Raw genomic sequence first — 20,791 nt, 5'->3', positions numbered from 1 at the left:
CAATCCCGGGGAGCCTTACCCGCTCGTTGCCCGGGCTGTTGAGTTAACCTTCAGGTGCTATCGTGCGGGACTTTGCCCTTGAACTCGAAGACCGTAAACAAGCTGGGCTTTACCGGATCCGTCGGCAGGTGACCGGCCCCCAGCAACCGTCCCTGGTGGCCGGCGGCAAACCCTTGCTGTCTTTTTGCAGCAACGATTACCTGGGTCTTGCCAATCACCCAGCCAACATGGACGCACTGCGTAACGCACTTCCGGAGACAGGCCTCGGGGGGGCATCCTCGCATCTGATCTGTGGGCATCACGACGCCCACCACCGGTTGGAACAGCGCCTGGCAGACTTTACCGGGCGTAGTTCGGCGCTGTTTTTCTCCACCGGTTACATGGCCAATATGGGGGTTATTTCTGCTTTGGCCGGCCGGGGCGATACGGTTTTCTCGGATCGGCTGAACCACGCTTCCATCATAGATGGCTGTATTCTCAGCCGGGCCCGGATTCGGCGCTATGGCCATGGGGATGTGGCGGCGCTGGAATCGATGCTGGCAGAAACGACCGGCCATAAGCTGGTGGTGACGGACGGGGTGTTCAGTATGGATGGTGATGTGGCGCCGCTGGCTGACCTGGCGCGGGTCTGTCGGGCCCACGATGCCTTGCTGGTGGTTGACGATGCTCATGGCATTGGCGTTCTCGGGCCGCAGGGGCGGGGGAGTGTCGCTGAGTCGGGGCTGTCGGAAGCGGACGTGCCGGTACTGATTGGCACTCTGGGCAAGGCGGTGGGTACCAGCGGTGCCTTTGTTGCCGGCCCGGCATTGTTGATGGATTATCTGGTTCAGAAGGCGCGCACCTATATCTACACAACGGCCATGCCGCCGGCGCTTGCCTCGGCGACCTGTGCGAGTATTGATCTGATCGAACGCGATGATGCCCGTCGGGAGCAGGTTCTGGGACTGGTGTCCCGATTCCGGCGTGAGGCCTCTGCGCTGGGTTATGAGTTGATGGACTCCCGCACGCCCATCCAGCCGATCATGGTTGGTGATAACCCCACAGCCCTGGCGTTGAGCCAGGCCCTGGAGGACCGGGGATTGCTGGTTTCGGCGATACGGCCGCCGACCGTTCCCGTGGGCGAGGCGCGGTTGCGGGTTACCTTCAGTGCGGGCCATTCCCGGGAGGATCTCGATTGCCTTCTGAATGCACTGTCGGAGTGCCGCCACCTGCTTCAGAGACCGGATTTGGCGATATGAGTTCCGCCGGGGCCTGTCCGCGTTTGCTGATGATTGGAGGCTGGGGTGTTCGGGCAGAGATGCTGTCGGCGCTTTATGGCTTCTGGCCCGGCGAGGTGGTGCCGGTATCGCTCGATGACGACTTGCTGTCTCGCTGCCATACCGTGTGTGACGTGGCTGATGAGCTGCTGTCGCTGTATCCGGAGCCGTCGGTCTGGATGGGTTGGTCCCTTGGCAGCCAGGTTGTGGTGGAGGCTGCCTCGCGGGAGACCGGTTCCGTGGCCTGCGTTATTACGCTTGGTGGTTTTCCGAAATTTGTCGCTGACCAGACCTGGCCCTGTGGTATGGCGGCGTCGGAGTTCAAGGCGTTTGCCCGTGGTACTGCCGAGAATCCCCAGCGATACTGGCTGCATTTTCTGCTGTTGATGATCAATGGCGTAGCGGACGAGAAGCAGGAGCGGCAGAATCTCAAGTTCTGGCTGGAAAAAGGCACTCTGGTCTCCCACGAGCACCTGTGCAACAGCCTTGCCTGGCTGGACGCCGGTGACCAGCGCGCACTCTGGCGTTCACTTGACCTGCCGGCTCTGCATATCCTGGGAGACAAAGACCTTGTCGTCAGGTGCTGGGGTGATGATCTTGAGCTCCCTGCAGCCAGTTGTCTGTCGGTGGTTGATGGCATGGCGCATTGGCCAGGCGGGTGTTCGGCCGCCGCATGCTGGGGCCTGATCCAATCGTTTCTGGCGGTGAATCTGGAGTTGCCGACATGGGCGCAATGAGTCTGGTGAGAGGTGGCCGGGACAGCCAGCAAGGCGCATCCAGTGCGCTCAAGGCTGACATTGCCCGGGGCTTTGGCAATGCCCGAAGCACATACGAGAGCGCCTCGAGATTACAGCGATTCATGGGCAATGCCATGTTGCACAAGCTTCAGGCCCCGGGCGATCTGGTGGCGGGATCGGAGGTTGTAGACCTCGGGTGCGGCACCGGCTGGTTTACCCGTAAGCTCGCCGGAATGGTGCAGGTGGCGGCAGTGACTGGTGTTGATCTGTCTCCTGGCATGGTGCAGGAGGCCCGGGGAAAAGGCGTCCAGGGCATTGGCTGGGCTGTTGCTGACGCCGAATACCTGCCTTTACCGGACGCAAGTTGCGACCTGATTTTCAGTAACCTGATGATCCAGTGGTGCGCGGATCCCCGGGCGGTACTCCGGGAATGCCGGCGGGTTCTGCGTCCGGGTGGCCGGCTCATGGTGTCCAGTCTTCTCGACGGCACTCTGATAGAGCTCAAGCGGGCCTGGCGGGCGGCTGATCCGGGGCATGAACATGTAAACCGTTTCGAAACCGAAACGGCCCTGACGGCGAAAGTTCATGGCGAACTGAAAGAAGCGACCATTGAAACCCGAACCATCCGTCTACCTTACACAGCGCCCATGATGCTGGCGGCGGAGCTCCGGCATCTTGGTGCGGGTTTTCGGGGTGCGGAACGGCGCAAGGCGGTGACCGCACCGGGAAGAATGAGAGAGATGTGCCGGCATTATCCGGAACAGCCGGATGGAACGATTATGGCCAGTTACGAGGCGGCCTGGATCTACTGGACGAAGCGTTGACAGGACGGAAGCATGGCGAAGAAATCCTATTTTATAACCGGTACCGACACCGGTGTGGGCAAAACCATGGTATCGGCGGCGATTCTGTATGCCGCCCGGGCCATGGGCAAACGGACGCTCGCGATGAAGCCGATTGCGTCTGGCTGTGACCGGACGCCTGAGGGACTGCGAAACGAGGATGCGTTGATCCTGCAAAATGCCATTTCCGAATCGCTGGCCTATGAGCTGATCAACCCGGTAGCGCTGGAACCTGCCATAGCACCTCATGTGGCGGCCGAACAGGCTGGCCGGCATATCACCGTAGACCGCCTGGTGGGATTTTGTCGGGGGCTGCAGATTCGTCCCGCGGATCTCCTGCTGGTGGAGGGTGCCGGCGGCTGGCGGGTGCCGCTCAATGATCGGGAAACCTATGCGGAGTTTCCACGCCAGTTGGCCATGCCGGTGATTCTGGTGGTTTCGCTTAGGCTGGGGTGCATCAATCACGCGTTACTCACGGCGGAAGCCATCCGGAATGACGGGCTGGTGCTGGCGGGCTGGGTGGCCAACCGGACTGAATCCGACCCCATGAGTTGTGAGCAGGACACGCTCAATTACCTGGTCAATCACATGGCGTCGCCCTGTCTGGGAATACTGCCGTGGCTTGAGCATTCACGTCCCGAAATGCTGGCAAGCTACCTTAATATCGATTCGCTGTTTGAAAAATGACCAGGAATGTGGCTTAATTGAGTCAAATAATGGTCATCGGGCAGAGCTGTTATGATCAGTAATACACTCTCAAATCCCTTATCGATTGGTCTCCAGGGCGTTCAGGAGGGCATGGCCGGCATGGAAAATGCGGCCCGCAAGATTGCCCGTGGCGGAGCAGATGGTCCTCAGGGCACCGCAGAGGGTGCGGGAAGCCTGATTGAGCCCATGATCGACCTCAAGATTTACGAGCGTAGTGTAGAGGCCTCAGCACAGGTGGTGAAAACCGCCGATGAAACCCTGGGAACGCTTCTGGATATCATGGCCTGACCGGCAAGGCCGTAACTGTGCTTTCTTCCCTCCCTCCGGTATTTCCGTTTGCCTCCCAGGTCTCGTCCGGGGTGTCTTCTCCTGTTTCCGGTTCTGCACGCGGCCAACAGGCCGGTGCGTCAGCTCAGCAGGAAGCGCCCGCCGGAGGCAAAAAGGCAACCGATGCCACGTCGCCAGTCGATGCTGCACGGAAAAACCGGGAATCTGACCGCACCGGAAAAACCACGGATAACTCACGGGGCCTGAGTGGCGACGAGATCAAGGAACTGACCGAACTCAAAGCCCGGGACCGTGAAGTCCGGGCCCATGAGGCGGCGCATCAGGCGGTGGGTGGCCAGTACGCGGGTGCCATGTCGCTCACCTACCAGCGAGGGGCGGACGGCGCGCAATATGCGGTTGGCGGCGAAGTTCCCATTGATATCTCTCCAGTACAGGGGAATCCCCAGGCCACCATCCAGAAAATGCAGACGGTACGGGCCGCGGCCATGGCGCCAGCGGAGCCGTCGGGCCAGGACCAGGCGGTTGCCGCCCAGGCCATGCAGTTGATGCTCCAGGCCCAGTCAGAACTGACGATGGAAGGCGGGCCGTCAAAGGCTGCCCGCGAGACTTATCGTGAGGTTTCCGCCATGGCTGAAAAAGAGGGTGAGAAAGATCGGCCCGTCGCCTCTTCGTTCGAACCCGTGTCCGCCTGAACTGGCGCTTCTCCAACTTCCTTTCCCGGCGTGATTTTCCTGCCCGGCGCCCACTGGCAGTATTGCCCGGCGCACTGTTATGGCGCGTGATCCTGTGACACTTCGCAACACAATTTTTGCATCCGGCTATTGACAATTCTGTGCCTCTAAACGTATGTTTCAAACAAGTGTTTAATTAAGGCTGCAGCGCAGAGCGTTGCGGTGTCTGAGCAAACCCAAGGCCAGAAGCTGTCAAACCTGTTTCAGCTGAGACCGAAAACCGAGGTGGATTCCATGCCTGACTACAAAGCGCCCCTGCGTGACATCAAGTTTGTAATGACCGAGCTGCTGGACAGCGAGCAGCACTACGCCAACCTGGAAGGTGCCGACGACGCCACGCCGGATATGGTGGATGCCATTATCGGGGAAGGTGCAAAGTTCTGTGAGCAGGTTCTGTCTCCGCTGAACCAGGTGGGTGACAAGGAAGGCTGTACCTGGAGCGAAGACAGTGTCAAGACGCCGACTGGCTTCAAGGAAGCCTACCAGCAGTATGTTGAGGGTGGCTGGCCGTCCATGACCGCCGATCCCAACTACGGCGGTCAGGGCCTGCCGCACTCCCTTGGTCTGGTCATGAGCGAAATGGTCGGTACCGCCAACTGGTCCTTTGGCATGTACCCGGGCCTGAGCCACGGTGCCACCAACACCATCGAAGAGCATGGCACCGAAGAGCAGAAGCAGACCTACCTCACCAAGCTGATCAGCGGTGAGTGGACTGGCACCATGTGTCTGACCGAGCCGCACTGTGGCTCCGATCTGGGCACCCTGCGCACCAAGGCAGAGCCGAATGCCGACGGCACCTACGCCATCACTGGTACCAAGATCTTTATCTCTGCCGGTGAGCACGACATGGCAGAGAACATTGTCCACATCGTTCTGGCCCGTCTGCCGGGCGCACCGGAAGGCACCAAGGGTATCTCCTTGTTCATCGTGCCCAAGAACCTGCCGAACGAAGACGGCTCCTCCGGTGAGCGCAACGCGGTGTCCTGCGGTTCCATCGAGCACAAGATGGGTATCCACGGCAACGCCACCTGCGTAATGAACTTTGACGGCGCCAAGGGCTGGCTGATCGGGCCCGAGAACAAGGGCCTGAACTGCATGTTCACCTTCATGAACACGGCTCGTATCGGCACCGCTATCCAGGGTCTGGGTGCTGCCGAGCTGGGCTTCCAGGGTTCACTGGCCTACGCCAAGGAGCGTCTGGCCATGCGTTCACTGAGCGGTCCGAAGAACCCGGAAGGCATTGCCGATCCGATCATCGTTCACCCGGATGTTCGTCGCATGCTGCTGACCCAGAAAGCGGTAGCGGAAGGCGCTCGCGCCCTGATTTACCTGACGGCGCAGCAGGCTGATATCGTTCACAGCGGCAAGACCGAAGAAGAGCGTCGCGCTGCAGACGAAGCGCTGGGCTTCCTGACGCCGATCGCCAAGGCGTTCCTGACCGAGATCGGGTACGAGGCAGCCAATCTGGGCATGCAGGTATTCGGTGGCCACGGCTTTATCTCCGAGTGGGGTATGGAGCAGAACGTTCGTGACGCCCGTATCGGCATGATCTACGAAGGCACCACCGGCATCCAGGCGCTGGATCTGCTGGGCCGCAAGGTTCTGATGACCCAGGGCGAGTCTTTGAGAGGCTTTACCAAGCAGGTTCATGTGTTCTGCAAGGAAAACGCCGACAACGAACAGTTGAAGGAATTCCTCGAGCCGCTGGCCGCCATGAACAAGGAGTGGGGCGAGCTGACCACCAAGATCGGCATGTCCGCCATGAAGAACCGCGAAGAAGTAGGTGCGGCCTCTGTGGACTACCTGATGTACTCCGGTTACGCGGTCTTTGCGTACCTGTGGGCTCGGATGGCCAAGGTCGCTCTGGACAAGATGGTTGAAGGAACGTCCGAAGAGATGTTCTACAACGCCAAGGTTCAGACTGCGCGCTTCTACTTCAAGCGCATGCTGCCCCGGGCCAGGGGTCATGCAGAAAGCATGCTGGCCGGCGCCGACAGCCTGATGGACATGCCGGAGGAAGCCTTCGCCATCTAAGGCGCGGGCACCGAAGGACGGTTCCAATGGCAGAAAGCCCGCGCTCCCCGGAGGCGGGCTTTTTTCATGAGTTGCGGTCCGCTTTTAGGGTAGAATAGGCGCCCATAAAAAATAATCTTCAGCGGACACATAGCCCGAACAGGTGTGACTGGCCGGAATAGCGGCCCGACGGCAACCTGACCAGACTGACAGAATTTTTGGAGAGTTTTAGATGGCTGATTATCAGGCACCCTTACGTGACATGCGTTTCGTTCTGAATGAGGTTTTTGATGCGCCCGCCCTCTGGGCGTCCTTGCCGAAAGTGGCCGAAAACGTCGATCCGGATACGGCCGATGCCATCCTGGAAGAGGCCGGGAAGATTACCAGTGGCGTCCTCGCGCCGCTGAACCGTGAGGGTGACGAGCAGGGCACCCAGTGGAACAATGGCGAAGTGACTGCCCCCGAAGGTTTCAAGGAAGCCTACCAGACAATCGTTGAAGGTGGCTGGAACGGTCTGGGCGGTAACCCGGAGTTCGGCGGCATGGGTATGCCCAAGACTCTGGTGGCCCAGTTTGAAGAGATGATGCAGGGAGCCAATATGGCCTTTGGCCTGGCGCCCATGCTGACTGCCGGTGCCTGCCTCGCCCTGGACGCCCACGGCAGCCAGGAGTTGAAAGAAAAGTACCTTCCCAACATGTACTCCGGCGTCTGGTCCGGTGCCATGGATCTGACCGAACCCCATGCCGGCACCGACCTGGGTATTATCCGCACCAAGGCCGAACCCAATGACGACGGCTCTTTCAACGTTACCGGTACCAAGATTTTCATCACCTGGGGTGAGCACGACATGGCGGAGAACATCATCCACCTTGTGCTGGCCAAGCTGCCGGATGCTCCGAAAGGCCCCAAGGGTATTTCCCTGTTCCTGGTGCCCAAGTTCATGGTCAATGACGATGGCTCCCTGGGCGAGCGTAACAGCTTCAGCTGTGGTTCCATCGAGAAAAAAATGGGCATCAAGGGCTCTGCGACCTGCGTGATGAATTTCGACGGCGCCAAAGGCTGGCTGGTGGGCGAGGAGAACAAGGGCCTCGCGGCCATGTTCACCATGATGAACTATGAGCGTCTTGGTGTTGGCATTCAAGGTATCGGTGCTGCTGAGGCGTCACTGCAAAGTGCCCGGGAATATGCCCTCGACCGCACCCAGAGCCGCGCACCCACGGGTGCCCAGCAGCCCGAGAAGGCGGCTGATCCGATTCTGGTGCATCCGGATGTACGCCGCATGCTGCTGACCATGAAAGGTTATGTCGAAGGCGGCCGGGCTTTCTCAACCTACGTGGCCCAGTGGCTCGACATCTCCAAGTATGCCGAGGACGACGATCGTCGCAAGCACGCCGAAGGCATGGTGGCCTTGCTGACACCGGTCGCCAAGGCCTTCCTGACCGATCGCGGCCTGGAAGCCTGCATCATGGGCCAGCAGGTATTCGGTGGCCACGGCTTCATTCGCGAGTGGGGGCAGGAACAACTGGTTCGCGACTGCCGGATTACCCAGATCTACGAGGGGACCAACGGTATCCAGGCCCTTGATCTTATGGGGCGGAAAGTGGTTGGCAGCCAGGGCAAGCTTTACGAGTTGTTTGCCCAGGATGTCGCGACCTTCCTGGAGGAGAATAGCGGTGATGAGCATCTGCGACCGTTCCTTGAGCCTCTCGCTGCAGCCGTTGAGCGTCTTGATGATGTGACCGAGCATGTGATCAAGCAGGCCGGCGATAACCCGAACGCCGTGGGCGCCGCATCAGTCGATTACCTCGATCTGTTCGGACTGACGGCCGTGGGCTACATGTGGGCAAAGATTGTGAAGGCCGCCGCGCCGAAGGCTGCAGGTGATACCTCAGGCTTCTATAGCGGAAAACTGAAGACCGCGCGGTTCTACTTTGACCGGCTGCTGCCGAAAACCGTTTCCCTGGCTGAGGGGATCCGTAGCGGCAGTGAATCAATGATGGCGCTGACCGCTGAGGAATTCTGATTCCAGGGCTGAATTGAGTGTTAAGAGGGGGTCAGATGAACTTTTCATCTGACCCCTTTTTCATCCCGGCCTTCATGGTTCAGAGCATTTCCATACGATCCGGATTGGTTACGTAAAGGTTTTCATTTCCCTGGATTTCGGCAACTCGGCGATGGCGGGTGCGTTCGCCGTCATCGGGCGGGTCCAGGCGGTTCCAGCTCTTGAACACGGAAGCAGCGCCCAGCCAGGGCAATTGGTAGGTGTCCACCATGTAGGCCATCGTCCGGGCAACATCTCCTTTAACCCGGGCTGGAGGCTCGAAGAATTGGGCGCTCTCGCGGATGCCGCATTCATCTTCGGCGACGGAAGACCCAAGCTCCTCGTACCGGACATTGCGCCGATGCATTTTCGTTCGACTGCGTACCGGCACCATATTGTGCATGTCGGACGCAATCTGCCGGTAGCGGTTGTCTTGCTCGCACTCCCGCGACGTGCCGCACTCGAGCGCGCTGCGCACGTCGGCCAGCGGGTAGATGTATCCGTCGGTCAGCAGGAAGCCTTTGCTGGTAAACGGGGTGTCGCAAAAGAATGAATTCCCGCCGTTGGCATAGAGATCGCCCCAGAAGTGGTCGGAAATGACGGTTTCCGGATCACTGAAGCGCAGGTTCTGGCCGATCACGATGGTCGTCGTCATCAGGAAGAGGAGAGCTGTGAGGATCTGTAAGAGTCTTTTCATATGCCATTTATACCTCGCAGTGTGGTCTAGCGTCCTGGCAATTCAGGCCCCGCTGGTCAGGGTTTGATCAGGCGAGTCAAAACTATGACGCTTTGGTCACTGATACTGTGAAGTATGGCACAGAGGCTCCGGTTGGCTGAGCCTCTGGTGTTGAGATTTGTCGCGTAGTGTTAACGTGTTAACACTTTCACTTCAGTTTGTTGCGGATGTTTTCATATCCGGTTTTCAGATCTTCACCCAGCTTCTTGGTGGTCTGACGGGCTTCCTGGGAGGCGTCCTCCGCATCGTGCATCATTTGGTCGATCTTGTTACGGAAGCGATCCCAGTCCTGCTCAAGATCGTCCCACTCGTCCTTGACGTCTTCGCGAGCCAGGTGAAGCTGAACGCGCGCTTCGTCCCGATATTGTTTTACTTTTTCTGACAGTTTCTTGAACTCTTCTTGAAGACTCATCTCAGGCACCTCCTTGGATTGATGGTGCGCTTACAATGCGCCCGAAGGTCAAAAACTGTCAAGGGGCCGTCAGGCCAGACGCTGACAAGGAGGTCAGGGTTTGACCTGGATCAGGCGCGGGCGGCCAGAAGGGCGGACATGTCTCTGAGGTAGTGCCAGGGCGAGAGCGGGTCGAAGCCCTTGGTCGCTCGGTCGATCTGGCTGCACAGTGCAATGGCTTCGTGCAGCTGAGTGCGGTTCAGCCGGCGGGCGGCCTGCTCCATGGCCCGCGCCCTCTGGGGCTGGAACACTCCGCGTTTCTTCAGGAATGCGGCCGGAGTTTCAGCCCGGCCTGCCGACGATTTCAGCTCGAGTAGCAGGTTCAGGTCGCGGGTCAGGACCGCCAGTAAGCCAAGCGGATTTTCGCCCTCCTGCTGCAGCACACTGATCATCTTGCAGGCGTGAGGCGCCCGGCCGGAGACCAGCTCGGTGACCAGTTCGAAGCCGGTAAATCGGGAACTGTCCTGTACCGCCTGTTCAACGGTTTCTTCATCAATAGTATTGCCACGCGCCAGCAGCGACAGCCGGTCCAGTTCCTGGCTGGCGGCGAGCAGGTTGCCTTCAAGGCGTTCGCTCATGATCGCCAGGGCGCCTCGGGTCAGGCTGAGGCCGCGATTGCTGGCCCTCTGTTGAAGCCAGCTCTGGAATTTGTCGGCATCAATCGGCCACACAGGTACATGCACACCTTTGCCCTGGAGCTCTTTGTACCATTTGCGGCGGGTTTCGGATGCATCCAGGCGGGCGCTGATCAGCAAAAGTACGATGTCTTCAGGTGGTTCCTCAAGCACACGCTCGAGCACGGTGCGGCCGTCCCCGAGCTTGCCGGTTGGCAGGTGAATCTCGATACGTCGTTTTTCAGCGAACAGGGACATGGCGCTGAATTCGTCCCCGACCGCGCTCCAGTCCAACTGATGATCGGTATGAAATGTCAGGCGATCGTGGAAGCCGGCATCTTTGGCAGCCTTTCGGACCTGATCGCAACACTCCTGGACAAGCAGCGGTTCATCCCCTGAAATCAGGTAAACCGGTGCGAGACTCTTCTTCAGTAGCTGTGGCAGCTGTCCTGGATTGGTCTTCATGGCTTGCCTGTTGCTGGGGCGTCGGCATCCTGCATGCGTTGAAATTCTGCCCGTATGGCGTCAATCCGTGCGGCACTCAGAGGCGCCAGGCGAAAGAGCACCTGTTGTGCCAGGCGGTCGTTCAGTTGCCGGCGCAGTGCCTCTTCCTCGCGCTGCTTGGCCAGTACGTTGGTCTCATCGTACCGGTAGCTTTCAGTCGTGTTCAGGCGGGTGGTGGCGACGATGGGAATGCGGTCGGAGCTGACCACTTCAATGGCTATGGAGTGCCGAAGTGTATACTCCGCCGCGACCGCCCGGGAGGTGATGGCACTCGCGCGCCGGTCCTGCTCAAAGTCCGCCAGGCGCAGAATGTAGTCAGCCTGCTCGACGGGAGCGAGTTTTATGTCCCCGAGTTTGAGCTGTTCCCTGATGGAAAGGCAAAGCGTTTCGGGAACCGGCGACGAGCAATCCACTGCAAGAGGTTGGAGGGCCGCGGAAACCGGGGGCGCGCCGCGCAGCTGAAACCCGCAGCCCGCCAGCAGCGCCATCAGGGAGGCGGCAGCCGAGAGGCGGATCACCGGTGTCAGAGCAGAGAGCCGGCGCATATCAGTTGGCAACCACATTGACCAGTTTGCCGGGAACCACGATGACCTTGCGTACGGTGACGCCCTCGGTGAAACGCATCACGTTTTCATTCTCCAGAGCCAGCTTCTCCAGGTCGGCCTTGCTGATGTCGACCGGCACATCTTCCTTGGCCCGGACCTTGCCGTTGACCTGCAGGACAACCTGGATCTGGCTGCGCACCATCGCGGATTCATCGGCTTTTGGCCAGGGCGCATCAACCACCGGCTCCTCATGCCCCAGAGCCTGCCAGAGAGTGTGGCAGATGTGCGGCACGATGGGGGAGAGCACCAGAACCGCGGTGTCCAGGGCCTCCTGGCGGACCGCCCGGGTCTGGGGCCCATCACCCTGGAGCTTGCCGACATCGTTGAGCAGTTCCATTACCGCGGCAATGGCGGTGTTGAAGGTCAGCCGGCGGCTAATGTCGTCACTGACCTTGGCAATGGTTTCATGGGTCTTGCGGCGCAGGTTCTTCTGGTCATCGTTCAGGCAGCCGGGGTCCACCGCCGGGGCCGAGCCAGAGGCAGCATGCTCGTTCACCAGGCGCCAGAGCCGCTTGAGGAAACGATGGGCGCCCTCTACGCCGCTGTCAGACCATTCCAGTGACTGCTCCGGGGGAGCGGCAAACATCATGAACAGGCGCACGGTATCGGCGCCATGCTGATCAATAATGGCCTGGGGGTCGATGCCGTTGTTCTTCGATTTGGACATCTTGGTGACGCCGCCCGAGATCACCGGCTCACCGTCCTTGTGCAAGGCCCGAACGGGCTGGCCCTTCTCATCGCGCTCGACGGTAACATCCGCGGGTGAGATCCACACCTTGCCGCCTTTGCTATCTTCGCGATAATAGGTCTCGGCCAGAACCATGCCCTGGCAAAGCAGACGGTTAAAGGGCTCGGAGCTGGTGACCAGGCCCACATCCCGCAACAGCTTGTGGAAGAAGCGCGCGTAAAGCAGGTGCAGGATGGCGTGCTCAATACCACCGATGTACTGATCCACCGGCAGCCAGTAATTGGCGGCGGCCGGATCCAGCATTCCCTTGTCGTAATTGGGGCTGCAGAACCGGGCGTAGTACCAGGATGACTCCATGAAGGTGTCGAAGGTGTCGGTTTCCAGGGTGGCCGGCTGGCCATTGTATTCGGTTTTACACCATTCCGGGTCGGCCTTGATCGGCGACTGCACGCCGTCCATTTCCACGTCCTCTGGCAGGCGCACCGGCAGGCGGTCATCCGGAACCGGCATTTCGGTGCCATCTTCCAGGGTCATCATCGGAATGGGGGCTCCCCAGTAACGCTGGCGCGACACGCCCCAGTCCCGCAGGCGGTAGTTCACCGTGCGCTTGCCGATGTTGTGCGCTTCCAGGTAACTGGCAATTTCATCGAAGGCTTCTTCACTGGTCAGGCCGCTGTATTTGCCGGAAGACACCAGCGTGCCCTTCTCGGTGAACGCCTGTTCCTGAACATCAATCTCGCGACCATCGCCTGCGGCAATAACCTGCTTGATCGGCAGGCGGTACTTCAGGGCAAACTCATGGTCACGCTCGTCGTGGCCCGGAACGGCCATCAGGGCGCCGGTGCCGTAATCAGTCAGAACGAAGTTGGCGATCCAGACCGGAATCTCTTCCTGGGTCAGCGGGTGGATGGCCTTGAAGCCGGTATCGATGCCGCGCTTTTCCATCGTGGCCAGCTCCGCTTCGGCGGTCTTGCTATTGCGGCACTCCTCCACAAATTCGGCGACATCGTGGTGGCGTTCGGCCGCCTCTCTAGCCAATGGGTGCTCGGCTGCAACCGCCATATAGCTCACGCCCATCAGGGTGTCGGGGCGAGTGGTGTAGACCGTGAGGCCGCTGTCCCTGTCCTTGAGCGGGAAGGTCAGTTCGGTGCCCACGGACTTGCCGATCCAGTTGCGCTGCATGGTCTTGACCTGCTCGGGCCAGTCTTCCAGCTCATCCAGATCGTTCAGCAGCTCCTCGGCATAGTCGGTAATGCGGATAAACCACTGGGGAATCTTCTTCTGCTCAACCAGAGCTCCGGAGCGCCAACCGCGACCGTCGACAACCTGCTCGTTAGCCAGAACCGTCTGATCCACCGGATCCCAGTTCACCGTGGACATTTTCTTGTACACCAGGCCTTTTTCATAAAGGCGGGCGAAGAACCATTGCTCCCAGCGGTAATAATCCGGCTTGCAGGTTGCCAGCTCGCGATCCCAGTCGTACCCGAAACCCAGTTGCTTGAGCTGGTTCTTCATGTAGTCGATATTGGCGTAGGTCCACTTGGCTGGGGCCGTCTTGTTGGCAATGGCGGCATTCTCGGCGGGCAAACCAAACGCATCCCAGCCCATGGGCTGCATCACGTTCTTGCCCTGCATACGCTGGTAGCGGGAAACGACATCGCCGATGGTGTAGTTGCGGACGTGCCCCATGTGCAGCTTGCCACTGGGGTAGGGGAACATGGACAGGCAGTAGTACTTGGGCTTGCCCGGCTCTTCCCGGACCATGAAGGTCTTATTCTCTTCCCAGAAATTACGGGCACTCTGCTCTACGTCACGGGGATTGTATTGCTCGTCCATTCCTGCCATTACCGAAAATACCTTGTGTGGAAAATAAAAACCTGTGTCAAAACGATGTCCGGAGCGGGCCGGACATTCTAACGCACACTCGGCTTTACAGGTAGTCTGCCAATTTTCTGTTCTTGTGCCAGACTTTGTAGTAGCGGTGGAAGGTGGCAGCCGGTGCAGCTTCCTGAGACACGCCGTGAATACGTCCGTGTAGGCTTGAGCGCAGCATCCATGCTGCGCACAGTCTCAGGAAGCTGCACCGGCCGCCACCCCGAACCCGGGCCAGCCTGACTCTTGCACCAATGGATCGGCTTTACGCTTTAGTGTGGGATGCCAGGCCCCATTTTAAGTTAGTGTGGGATGCCAAGGTCCATTTTAAGGAGCTCTTATGACAGTACCAGAAAGAAGCCATCTCTCAGGAAAGGCGCTGGAAGTTTATGACCGAATGCTGGAGCGCGTGCAACTGAGGCTTAACGAGCTGCAGAGCACGTCGCTCAAGACCCTGGAGGACGAAGTCCGAAAAGCCGTGGAGTTTGAGTACGAACTGGAGGAGATGAGCCGGGAAGAAGCCGACCTTTTGGGTGCCTACCTGCAGCGGGACCTTGAGCACCTGATGCACTTTGTGGACGAAACCGGCGAGGGGCTGGGGGAATGGCTGCAACTGGACATTGCCCTTATCGAGCACCAACTGGCGGACAAGTTGCTGTCTGTTGCCGACCAGACCCTGGTCGACACCCTCGAGCTCAAGCAGAAGCTGGAGAATCAGGAGGCCGGCCAGTACATCTCCGGCGAGGTGGCCACCGCCGGGATGTTCCAGTGCCTGAATTGCGGCCACATGCGCTGCCTGACCGCAACCAGCCATCTGGAGCCCTGCGAGGCCTGTGGCTCCCACTACTACGAGCGGGTTACGAGCCGCTGGCCGAAACGGGAGGAATGACCCGCTCGCGGACAAACACAATCAGGATGACCGCCAGCGTCAGTACCGGCCAGGAACCGGCCTGCATGAAGGGCGTGCTGCCGGTGGCGGTGTATACCTCGCCGGTCAGGGTGGCGCGCTCGAACTGCGGGATGGTCTCGGTAAGCTCACCGCGATGGTTGATGATGGCTGTAACGCCATTGTTGGTGCCACGGAGCATGTAGCGGCCGGTTTCCAGGGCCCTCATGCGGGCAATCTGAAGGTGTTGCAGTGGGCCAATGGAGTCGCCGAACCAGCCGTCGTTACTGATGGTCAGCAAAAGCCCCGCCTTGCGGGCATTGAACGCCACGAAGTCCGGATAGGCCACTTCGTAACAGATGAACGGCATGACCTTGATGCCGTTTGCCGAGAGCGGAACCTGCCCCGCCGGCCCCCGGGTGAAGCTGCTCATGGGCAAGTCAAAGAACCCGATCAGGCCTCTCAGGACACTTTGTAGCGGTACATATTCCCCAAACGGAACCAGTTTCTGCTTGTGGTACATGCCCTCGCCGTTGCCGATGGCCATGATGCTGTTGTGGTAGGTGAAACTCTCAATCCGGTCACTGAAGCCATACCAGGGGATGCCGGTAATGAGGGTGCTGTGCTCACCCAGTTGCTGGTCAATGTGTTCAATGATCGCGCCGGCCTGGTCCTGGGGAATGGGAATGGCGGTTTCCGGCCACAGGATGAGGTCTTTGTTCCAGTGGCTCTCGGTCATGCCCAGATAGGTCACTATCTGGTCCTTGAGAAATTCCGGATCCCATTTGATCTGTTGGGGTATGTTACCCTGCATGGCCGCAACGGTGGTGGCCTCAGTGCTGAGTCTGGTCCAGTCAATCCGGTTCATCAGGGGAGCCGTCAGCCAGGGCATCAGGGCAATCACCAGGGTGGCGCCGGCGGCGACGGGTCGCCGGTATTTGGCTAGCCACCAGCCGGCGTAGACGGCAGCGCCGGTTGCCGTAACCCAGAAGGTGATGCCATGGACACCTGTGACCGGGGCAAGCCCGGCCAGCGGGCCATCGGTGTGGGCCGTGCCCAGATAAAGCCACGGGAAACCGGTGAGAAGCCAGCTTCGAAGCCAGTCCCCCAGAACCCATATCGCTGGGAACAGGATCAGCCTCCGGACCGGATTGCTGCGGGCCAGCTTGCCCCAGAACCAGAACGCCAGGCCATGAAACAATGCCAGGCCCGACACGAAAATGACGGTGAGCAGGATGGCGACAGGAACAGCCGTGTTGCCGTACTCACTGATGCTGATGTAAACCCAGCTCGCACCGCTGCCGAACAGGCCGAGACCGGTGAGCCACCCGGCCCGGAACAGTTTTTCCGGCGCCAGCGGCACGGTGACCAGGAGAATCAGCAGAACCGAGACCGGCCCCAGCCACCAGAGCTGGAACGGGGAGAAGGTCAGCGTTTGCAGGGCGCCGGTAACCACCAGGGTTGCCGCGCCCAGCCAGCGGTTGTCGGAAAGCGGGGTGTTCAGGGCCTTTGGGCTTGTAACATCATTGCTCACTGCGGGTTACCTGCAACAGACGGATGACACGGTTATCGGCGTTGGCAATGGTAAAGTGCAAGCCGCCAAATTCAACCGATTCGCCTCGTCTGGGCAGGTGTCCGAACTCCTTGAGAACAACGCCACCGATGGTGTCGAATTCTTCTTCGTCGAGATCGGTCTCGAAGAATTCATTGAAATCATCAACCGGTGTTACCGCCTTGACCGCGTAGCTGCCATCGCCCCGGGCCTTGATGTTGGTTTCCTCATCGAAGTCGTGCTCGTCTTCGATTTCACCAACAATCTGTTCGAGTACGTCTTCGATGGTAATCAGGCCGGCCGTGCCGCCGTACTCGTCCACCACAATGGCCATGTGGTTGCGGTTTTCCTTGAACTCCTTGAGCAGCTGGTTCAGGCGCTTGCTTTCCGGAACAAAATTGGGTGGCCGCAGGATTTCCCGGATGCGATTCCAGTTCAGGTCGTTGTTCAGAGCAAGGGGCAGCAGATCCTTGGCCAGCAGAACGCCAATAACGTCGTCCTGGCTGTCGCCAATCACCGGGAAGCGGCTGTGGGCAGAGGAGATAATCTCTCCGAGGAACTCTTTTGGATCCTGGGATGCCTTGACGGTGACCATCTGGGAGCGGGGAATCATGATTTCGTCCACCCGCATGTCGATTACCTGCATGGCACCTTCGATGATGCTCATGGCATCGGTATCGATGATGTTCTGGGACTCGGCGTCCCGCAGGATTTCCAGCACGTCCTCGACGGACTCAGGCCCGCTGGAGAAGGCCTGTGATATACGTTCCAGCCAGGACTTGCTGCCCTGGCTGCGACTCGACTGATCGTCGCTCATGAGTCTTGTTCCGTTTCCTCTGCTTCGTAGGGATTGCCAAATCCGAGCTGCGCCAGCAGCCGGACTTCGAGGGCTTCCATGGCCTCGGCATCTTCGTCTTCAATATGGTCGTAACCCTGGAGGTGCAACATGCCGTGCACCACCATGTGCGCCCAGTGCGCTTCAATAGATTTTTGCTGCTCCCGGGCTTCCACTTCAACCACCGGCGCGCAAATCACCAGATCACCCGCCAATGGCACCGTTATACCGGCTGGCGCTTCAAATGGAAAGGACAACACATTCGTTGGTTTGTCCTTGCCCCGATACTGGTGGTTCAGTGCCTGGCTTTCATCGCTTCCGACAATACGGATGGTCACCTCGGACGGATCCTCGCCCTGCCACGCCAGCTGCGCCCATTCCTGGAAAGCCCGCTCCGAAGGAATGCCGGGCGCCGCATAAACTTGCTGGAAATCCACAGTCAGTCCACTCACTGGCCGGTCGCGCTCCCGTCGTCAAAGGAATCGTAGGCTTCCACAATCCGTTGCACCAGCGGATGGCGGACAACGTCCTTCGCCTCGAACCGGGTAAAACCAATGCCGGTCACTTTGCTCAGGACACTGGCGGCATGAATCAGCCCGGAATTCTGCCCGCGGGGCAGGTCGACCTGGGTGGTGTCGCCGGTGATCACGGCGGTAGAGCCGAAGCCGATCCGGGTCAGGAACATTTTCATCTGCTCCCGGGTGGTGTTCTGGCTTTCATCGAGAATGATGAATGAGTTATTCAGCGTGCGGCCGCGCATGAACGCCAGCGGCGCAATCTCGATCACACTTTTCTCGATCAGTCGCGTCACCTGTTCAAACCCGAGCATTTCATACAGGGCGTCGTACAGCGGTCGCAAATACGGATCCACCTTCTGGGCCAGGTCCCCGGGCAGGAAGCCGAGCTTTTCGCCAGCCTCGACCGCCGGCCGGACCAGCAAAATTCGCTTCACCTGTTCGTCTTTCAGTGCCTCAACGGCACAGGCCACCGCTAGCCAGGTCTTGCCGGTGCCTGCCGGCCCGATCCCGAAGTTGATATCGTGGGTGCGGATGTTGTGCACATACTTCTGCTGGTTTGTGCCCCGGGGTTTGGCTTGCAGCTTCGGCGTCTTGATAACCGTCACGGCGCCATCGTAGGGTACGTCCTCCGGCAGGCGCTCAAAGCCGGTTTCCCGGATAAACAGATGCACCGTATCCGGCGAAATATCCTCCGAGGCCTCGGTCTCCCGATACAGATGCCGGATAACCTCAACGGCCGCTGCCACGTGCTCGGTTTCCCCTTCCACCCGGAAATGATGACCCCGCCTGCCGACTTTCACGCGCAGGCGTTTTTCAATCATCTTCAGGTTTTCATCAAACTGGCCACAAAGCGTCGTCAGCCGACGCTGGTCTACCGGATGCAGGTCAAATTGTCTGTGATCGTTGGCGTTCAAAAGTGCTCCGTTTTGGTCTACTCCCCTGGTTTTGAGGAGTACGTGGTTCTGATTTCAGTGTAACGGGCGCGGGCCGGAAGGGGGCTTCCAAAAAGCGCCCGCAAGTACGTCCCTGTAGGGCTCGGTCGCGCCATCCCTGGCGCTCCACGTTTTTGGAAGCCCCCTTCCGGCCCGCGCCCTGATCAATCTATGTGCAGGTCCGAATATGAAAAAACAAGTAGGTCGGATTAGCCGGAGGCGTAATCCGACAGGGCTCCAGGATCCGATCGCTTTGTTGGATTACGCCTCCGGCTAATCCAACCTACGGCTGCTATTCATCGACATCTTCCTTTGGCACATAAGGGAGTAATCAGCGGAGAGTGGTGGGGCCTTCTTCCCAAAAATGTCTGTGGCCAAGGATGGCCACAGACAAGCGCACATGGGCGGAGCAAACGCATTAGAAGCGAAGCTTCGCGTGCCGCGGAGCGACAGCAATCTCCGATTGCTGGCTGGACCCGCTTGCGGGTGCTCGTAGCGGTTTTTGGGAAGAAGGCCCCACCACTCGCCACGCACCAATCCCGGACCAATAGAGAACCAGACTTAATACAACTCTGAACCCACGGGCACACCCCGCAGAGAGTTGGGATAAGCCTCCACAATCTCGACATCGATAAAGTGCCCAACAACCTCCGGATTCTCATGCCGGAAATTAACGATCCGATTGTTCTCGGTACGCCCCGCATACTCCCCGGGATCTTTCTTGGACAGCCCGGTCACCAGAATCCGCTGGGTGCTGCCCACCATCTTGCGGCTGATATCCATCACATTCTGGTTCAGACGATCCTGCAGGATGCTCAGGCGCTGCTTCTTGACGTCCATCGGCGTCTCGTCGGGCAGGTCCGACGCCGGTGTGCCCGGGCGGGCGCTGTAGACAAAGCTGAAGGACATGTCGAAGCCAATGTCGTTGATCAACTTCATGGTGTCCTCGAAATCCTTCTCGGTTTCACCCGGGAAGCCAATGATGAAGTCCGACGAGAAACTGATGTCCGGGCGAATCTTGCGCAGGCGACGGAGTTTGGATTTGTACTCCAGGGCCGTGTGGCCGCGCTTCATGGCCGCCAGGATCCGGTCGGAACCGCTCTGGACCGGCAGATGCAGGTGGTTAACCAGCTCCGGAACGCGCTCGTAGACATCGATCAGGGCATCCGAGAATTCTACCGGATGGGACGTGGTATAGCGGATGCGGTCGATGCCGTCGATAGCGGCAATCAATTCGATCAGCTCCGCCAGGTCCATGGTGTCGCCGTCGTGGGTTTCGCCCCGGTAGGCATTCACGTTCTGGCCCAGCAGGTTCACTTCACGAACACCCTGGCTGGCCAGGTGGGCTACTTCGGCCACCACGTCGTCGGCCGGGCGGCTGACTTCTTCGCCGCGGGTGTAGGGCACCACGCAGAAAGTGCAGTATTTGCTGCAGCCTTCCATAATGGATACGAAGGCGGAAGGGCCGTCGGCGCCAGGTTCCGGCAGGTTGTCGAATTTCTCGATTTCAGGGAAGCTGACGTCCACTACGCCCACGCCATTACCCTTGGCGCGCACTTCGGTGATCATGTCCGGCAGCCGGTGCAGGGTCTGGGGGCCGAAGACCATGTCCACATAGGGCGCGCGGTCAATGATAGCCTGGCCTTCCTGGGAGGCCACGCAGCCGCCCACGCCAATGATCATGTCTGGCTTTTTGCTCTTGAGTTTTTTCCAGCGGCCAAGCTGGTGAAACACTTTCTCCTGGGCTTTTTCCCGGATGGAGCAGGTGTTCAGCAACAGGATGTCGGCGTCATCTGGCGAGTCGGTCATTTCGACGGTTTCGCCGGTTTTGAGCAGGTCCGCCATGCGGGCAGAGTCGTACTCGTTCATCTGACAGCCGTGGGTTTTGATGTACAGCTTTTTGGCCATGGGTCTCACGTAATCTGGTGGATGGTGCGCCGGGAACTGGGTGGTTGAAATGGGGCGCCAGCAAAAACGAACTG

The 20,791-nt window shown here is 59.4% G+C and carries 19 protein-coding genes; 9 read left to right on the top strand and 10 right to left on the bottom strand.

Features of this window, described 5'->3' with window-relative positions; translation table 11 throughout:
* The first annotated feature begins 62 nt into the window (after nt 1–62).
* The 8 genes from bioF to msub_RS09360 all read left to right on the top strand — a co-directional run bounded on the left by bioF (nt 63) and on the right by msub_RS09360 (nt 8,598).
* Nucleotides 63–1,238, top strand: a complete 1,176-nt coding sequence (gene bioF, locus msub_RS09395; protein WP_048495770.1) for an 8-amino-7-oxononanoate synthase — start codon at nt 63–65, stop codon at nt 1,236–1,238.
* Nucleotides 1,235–1,993: an alpha/beta hydrolase family protein gene (locus msub_RS09390; RefSeq protein WP_048495769.1), complete on the top strand. Its 759-nt coding sequence runs from the start codon at nt 1,235–1,237 to the stop codon at nt 1,991–1,993. The genes bioF and msub_RS09390 overlap by 4 nt, the downstream gene beginning before the upstream one ends.
* Nucleotides 1,981–2,817, top strand: coding sequence for a malonyl-ACP O-methyltransferase BioC (gene bioC, locus msub_RS09385; RefSeq protein ID WP_227506683.1), 837 nt, complete (start codon nt 1,981–1,983; stop codon nt 2,815–2,817). Before msub_RS09390 ends, bioC begins: the two co-directional genes overlap by 13 nt.
* Before the next feature lie 12 nt (nt 2,818–2,829).
* Nucleotides 2,830–3,522, top strand: coding sequence for a dethiobiotin synthase (gene bioD / locus msub_RS09380; RefSeq protein WP_048495768.1), 693 nt, complete (start codon nt 2,830–2,832; stop codon nt 3,520–3,522).
* A 51-nt stretch (nt 3,523–3,573) separates the two neighbouring features.
* Nucleotides 3,574–3,831, top strand: a complete 258-nt coding sequence (locus msub_RS09375; RefSeq protein ID WP_048495767.1) for a flagellar basal body rod C-terminal domain-containing protein — start codon at nt 3,574–3,576, stop codon at nt 3,829–3,831.
* 71 nt (nt 3,832–3,902) lie between these two features.
* On the top strand, nt 3,903–4,523 hold the full coding sequence (locus tag msub_RS09370) for a putative metalloprotease CJM1_0395 family protein (RefSeq protein WP_227506682.1): 621 nt from the start codon (nt 3,903–3,905) through the stop codon (nt 4,521–4,523).
* Nucleotides 4,524–4,796: 273 nt separating this feature from the next.
* Nucleotides 4,797–6,596 carry an acyl-CoA dehydrogenase C-terminal domain-containing protein gene (locus msub_RS09365; protein WP_048497045.1) on the top strand — a complete coding sequence of 600 codons (1,800 nt, stop codon included), beginning with the start codon at nt 4,797–4,799 and terminating at the stop codon, nt 6,594–6,596.
* A 211-nt stretch (nt 6,597–6,807) separates the two neighbouring features.
* The gene (locus msub_RS09360; protein WP_048495765.1) at nt 6,808–8,598 is read left to right on the top strand and encodes an acyl-CoA dehydrogenase C-terminal domain-containing protein; all 1,791 of its coding nucleotides are present in this window, start codon (nt 6,808–6,810) and stop codon (nt 8,596–8,598) included.
* Nucleotides 8,599–8,677: 79 nt separating this feature from the next.
* On the opposite strand, the gene msub_RS09355 is transcribed toward msub_RS09360, so the two are convergent.
* The 5 genes from msub_RS09355 to leuS all read right to left on the bottom strand — a co-directional run bounded on the left by msub_RS09355 (nt 8,678) and on the right by leuS (nt 14,050).
* Nucleotides 8,678–9,313, bottom strand: a complete 636-nt coding sequence (locus tag msub_RS09355) for an endonuclease (RefSeq protein WP_048495764.1) — start codon at nt 9,311–9,313, stop codon at nt 8,678–8,680.
* A gap of 187 nt (nt 9,314–9,500) precedes the next feature.
* On the bottom strand, nt 9,501–9,764 hold the full coding sequence (locus msub_RS09350; protein WP_048495763.1) for a hypothetical protein: 264 nt from the start codon (nt 9,762–9,764) through the stop codon (nt 9,501–9,503).
* A gap of 110 nt (nt 9,765–9,874) precedes the next feature.
* The gene (gene holA / locus msub_RS09345) at nt 9,875–10,882 is read right to left on the bottom strand and encodes a DNA polymerase III subunit delta (RefSeq protein ID WP_048495762.1); all 1,008 of its coding nucleotides are present in this window, start codon (nt 10,880–10,882) and stop codon (nt 9,875–9,877) included.
* Complete coding sequence (locus msub_RS09340) at nt 10,879–11,484, bottom strand: LPS-assembly lipoprotein LptE (RefSeq protein ID WP_156182742.1); 606 nt, start codon at nt 11,482–11,484, stop codon at nt 10,879–10,881. Before msub_RS09340 ends, holA begins: the two co-directional genes overlap by 4 nt.
* A complete protein-coding gene (gene leuS / locus msub_RS09335; protein WP_048497044.1) occupies nt 11,468–14,050 on the bottom strand; it encodes a leucine--tRNA ligase in 2,583 nt (860 codons plus the stop codon). The genes msub_RS09340 and leuS overlap by 17 nt, the downstream gene beginning before the upstream one ends.
* Before the next feature lie 376 nt (nt 14,051–14,426).
* Between leuS and msub_RS09330 the strand changes: the two genes are divergently transcribed.
* Nucleotides 14,427–14,975, top strand: a complete 549-nt coding sequence (locus tag msub_RS09330) for a zinc ribbon-containing protein (RefSeq protein WP_048495760.1) — start codon at nt 14,427–14,429, stop codon at nt 14,973–14,975.
* Here msub_RS09330 and lnt read toward each other — a convergent pair.
* The 5 genes from lnt to miaB all read right to left on the bottom strand — a co-directional run bounded on the left by lnt (nt 14,944) and on the right by miaB (nt 20,717).
* Nucleotides 14,944–16,506, bottom strand: a complete 1,563-nt coding sequence (lnt, locus tag msub_RS09325; protein WP_048495759.1) for an apolipoprotein N-acyltransferase — start codon at nt 16,504–16,506, stop codon at nt 14,944–14,946. The two genes, msub_RS09330 and lnt, sit on opposite strands and share 32 nt — an antisense overlap.
* Nucleotides 16,496–17,341, bottom strand: a complete 846-nt coding sequence (locus msub_RS09320) for an HlyC/CorC family transporter (protein WP_048495758.1) — start codon at nt 17,339–17,341, stop codon at nt 16,496–16,498. The genes lnt and msub_RS09320 overlap by 11 nt, the downstream gene beginning before the upstream one ends.
* Complete coding sequence (ybeY, locus tag msub_RS09315) at nt 17,338–17,811, bottom strand: rRNA maturation RNase YbeY (RefSeq protein WP_048495757.1); 474 nt, start codon at nt 17,809–17,811, stop codon at nt 17,338–17,340. The genes msub_RS09320 and ybeY overlap by 4 nt, the downstream gene beginning before the upstream one ends.
* A complete protein-coding gene (locus msub_RS09310; protein ID WP_048495756.1) occupies nt 17,808–18,791 on the bottom strand; it encodes a PhoH family protein in 984 nt (327 codons plus the stop codon). The genes ybeY and msub_RS09310 overlap by 4 nt, the downstream gene beginning before the upstream one ends.
* Before the next feature lie 579 nt (nt 18,792–19,370).
* A complete protein-coding gene (gene miaB, locus msub_RS09305) occupies nt 19,371–20,717 on the bottom strand; it encodes a tRNA (N6-isopentenyl adenosine(37)-C2)-methylthiotransferase MiaB (RefSeq protein ID WP_048495755.1) in 1,347 nt (448 codons plus the stop codon).
* Between the last annotated feature and the right edge of the window lie 74 nt (nt 20,718–20,791).

This window comes from Marinobacter subterrani (assembly GCF_001045555.1).
In the GTDB taxonomy this organism is placed as follows: Bacteria; Pseudomonadota; Gammaproteobacteria; order Pseudomonadales; family Oleiphilaceae; genus Marinobacter; species Marinobacter subterrani.
This window is presented reverse-complemented; position numbering and strand designations above follow the sequence as displayed.

Excerpts from the sequence above, each read along its gene's own strand:
- msub_RS09355 (WP_048495764.1), bottom strand. The coding sequence starts at position 9,313 with ATGAAAAGACTCTTACAGATCCTCACAGCTCTCCTCTTCCTGATGACG.
- holA (WP_048495762.1), bottom strand. The coding sequence starts at position 10,882 with ATGAAGACCAATCCAGGACAGCTGCCACAGCTACTGAAGAAGAGTCTC.
- bioD (WP_048495768.1), top strand. The coding sequence starts at position 2,830 with ATGGCGAAGAAATCCTATTTTATAACCGGTACCGACACCGGTGTGGGC.
- msub_RS09330 (WP_048495760.1), top strand. The coding sequence starts at position 14,427 with ATGACAGTACCAGAAAGAAGCCATCTCTCAGGAAAGGCGCTGGAAGTT.
- miaB (WP_048495755.1), bottom strand. The coding sequence starts at position 20,717 with ATGGCCAAAAAGCTGTACATCAAAACCCACGGCTGTCAGATGAACGAG.
- bioC (WP_227506683.1), top strand. The coding sequence starts at position 1,981 with ATGGGCGCAATGAGTCTGGTGAGAGGTGGCCGGGACAGCCAGCAAGGC.
- msub_RS09390 (WP_048495769.1), top strand. The coding sequence starts at position 1,235 with ATGAGTTCCGCCGGGGCCTGTCCGCGTTTGCTGATGATTGGAGGCTGG.
- msub_RS09350 (WP_048495763.1), bottom strand. The coding sequence starts at position 9,764 with ATGAGTCTTCAAGAAGAGTTCAAGAAACTGTCAGAAAAAGTAAAACAA.
- msub_RS09365 (WP_048497045.1), top strand. The coding sequence starts at position 4,797 with ATGCCTGACTACAAAGCGCCCCTGCGTGACATCAAGTTTGTAATGACC.
- msub_RS09340 (WP_156182742.1), bottom strand. The coding sequence starts at position 11,484 with ATGTGGTTGCCAACTGATATGCGCCGGCTCTCTGCTCTGACACCGGTG.
- msub_RS09360 (WP_048495765.1), top strand. The coding sequence starts at position 6,808 with ATGGCTGATTATCAGGCACCCTTACGTGACATGCGTTTCGTTCTGAAT.
- msub_RS09320 (WP_048495758.1), bottom strand. The coding sequence starts at position 17,341 with ATGAGCGACGATCAGTCGAGTCGCAGCCAGGGCAGCAAGTCCTGGCTG.
- msub_RS09375 (WP_048495767.1), top strand. The coding sequence starts at position 3,574 with ATGATCAGTAATACACTCTCAAATCCCTTATCGATTGGTCTCCAGGGC.
- leuS (WP_048497044.1), bottom strand. The coding sequence starts at position 14,050 with ATGGACGAGCAATACAATCCCCGTGACGTAGAGCAGAGTGCCCGTAAT.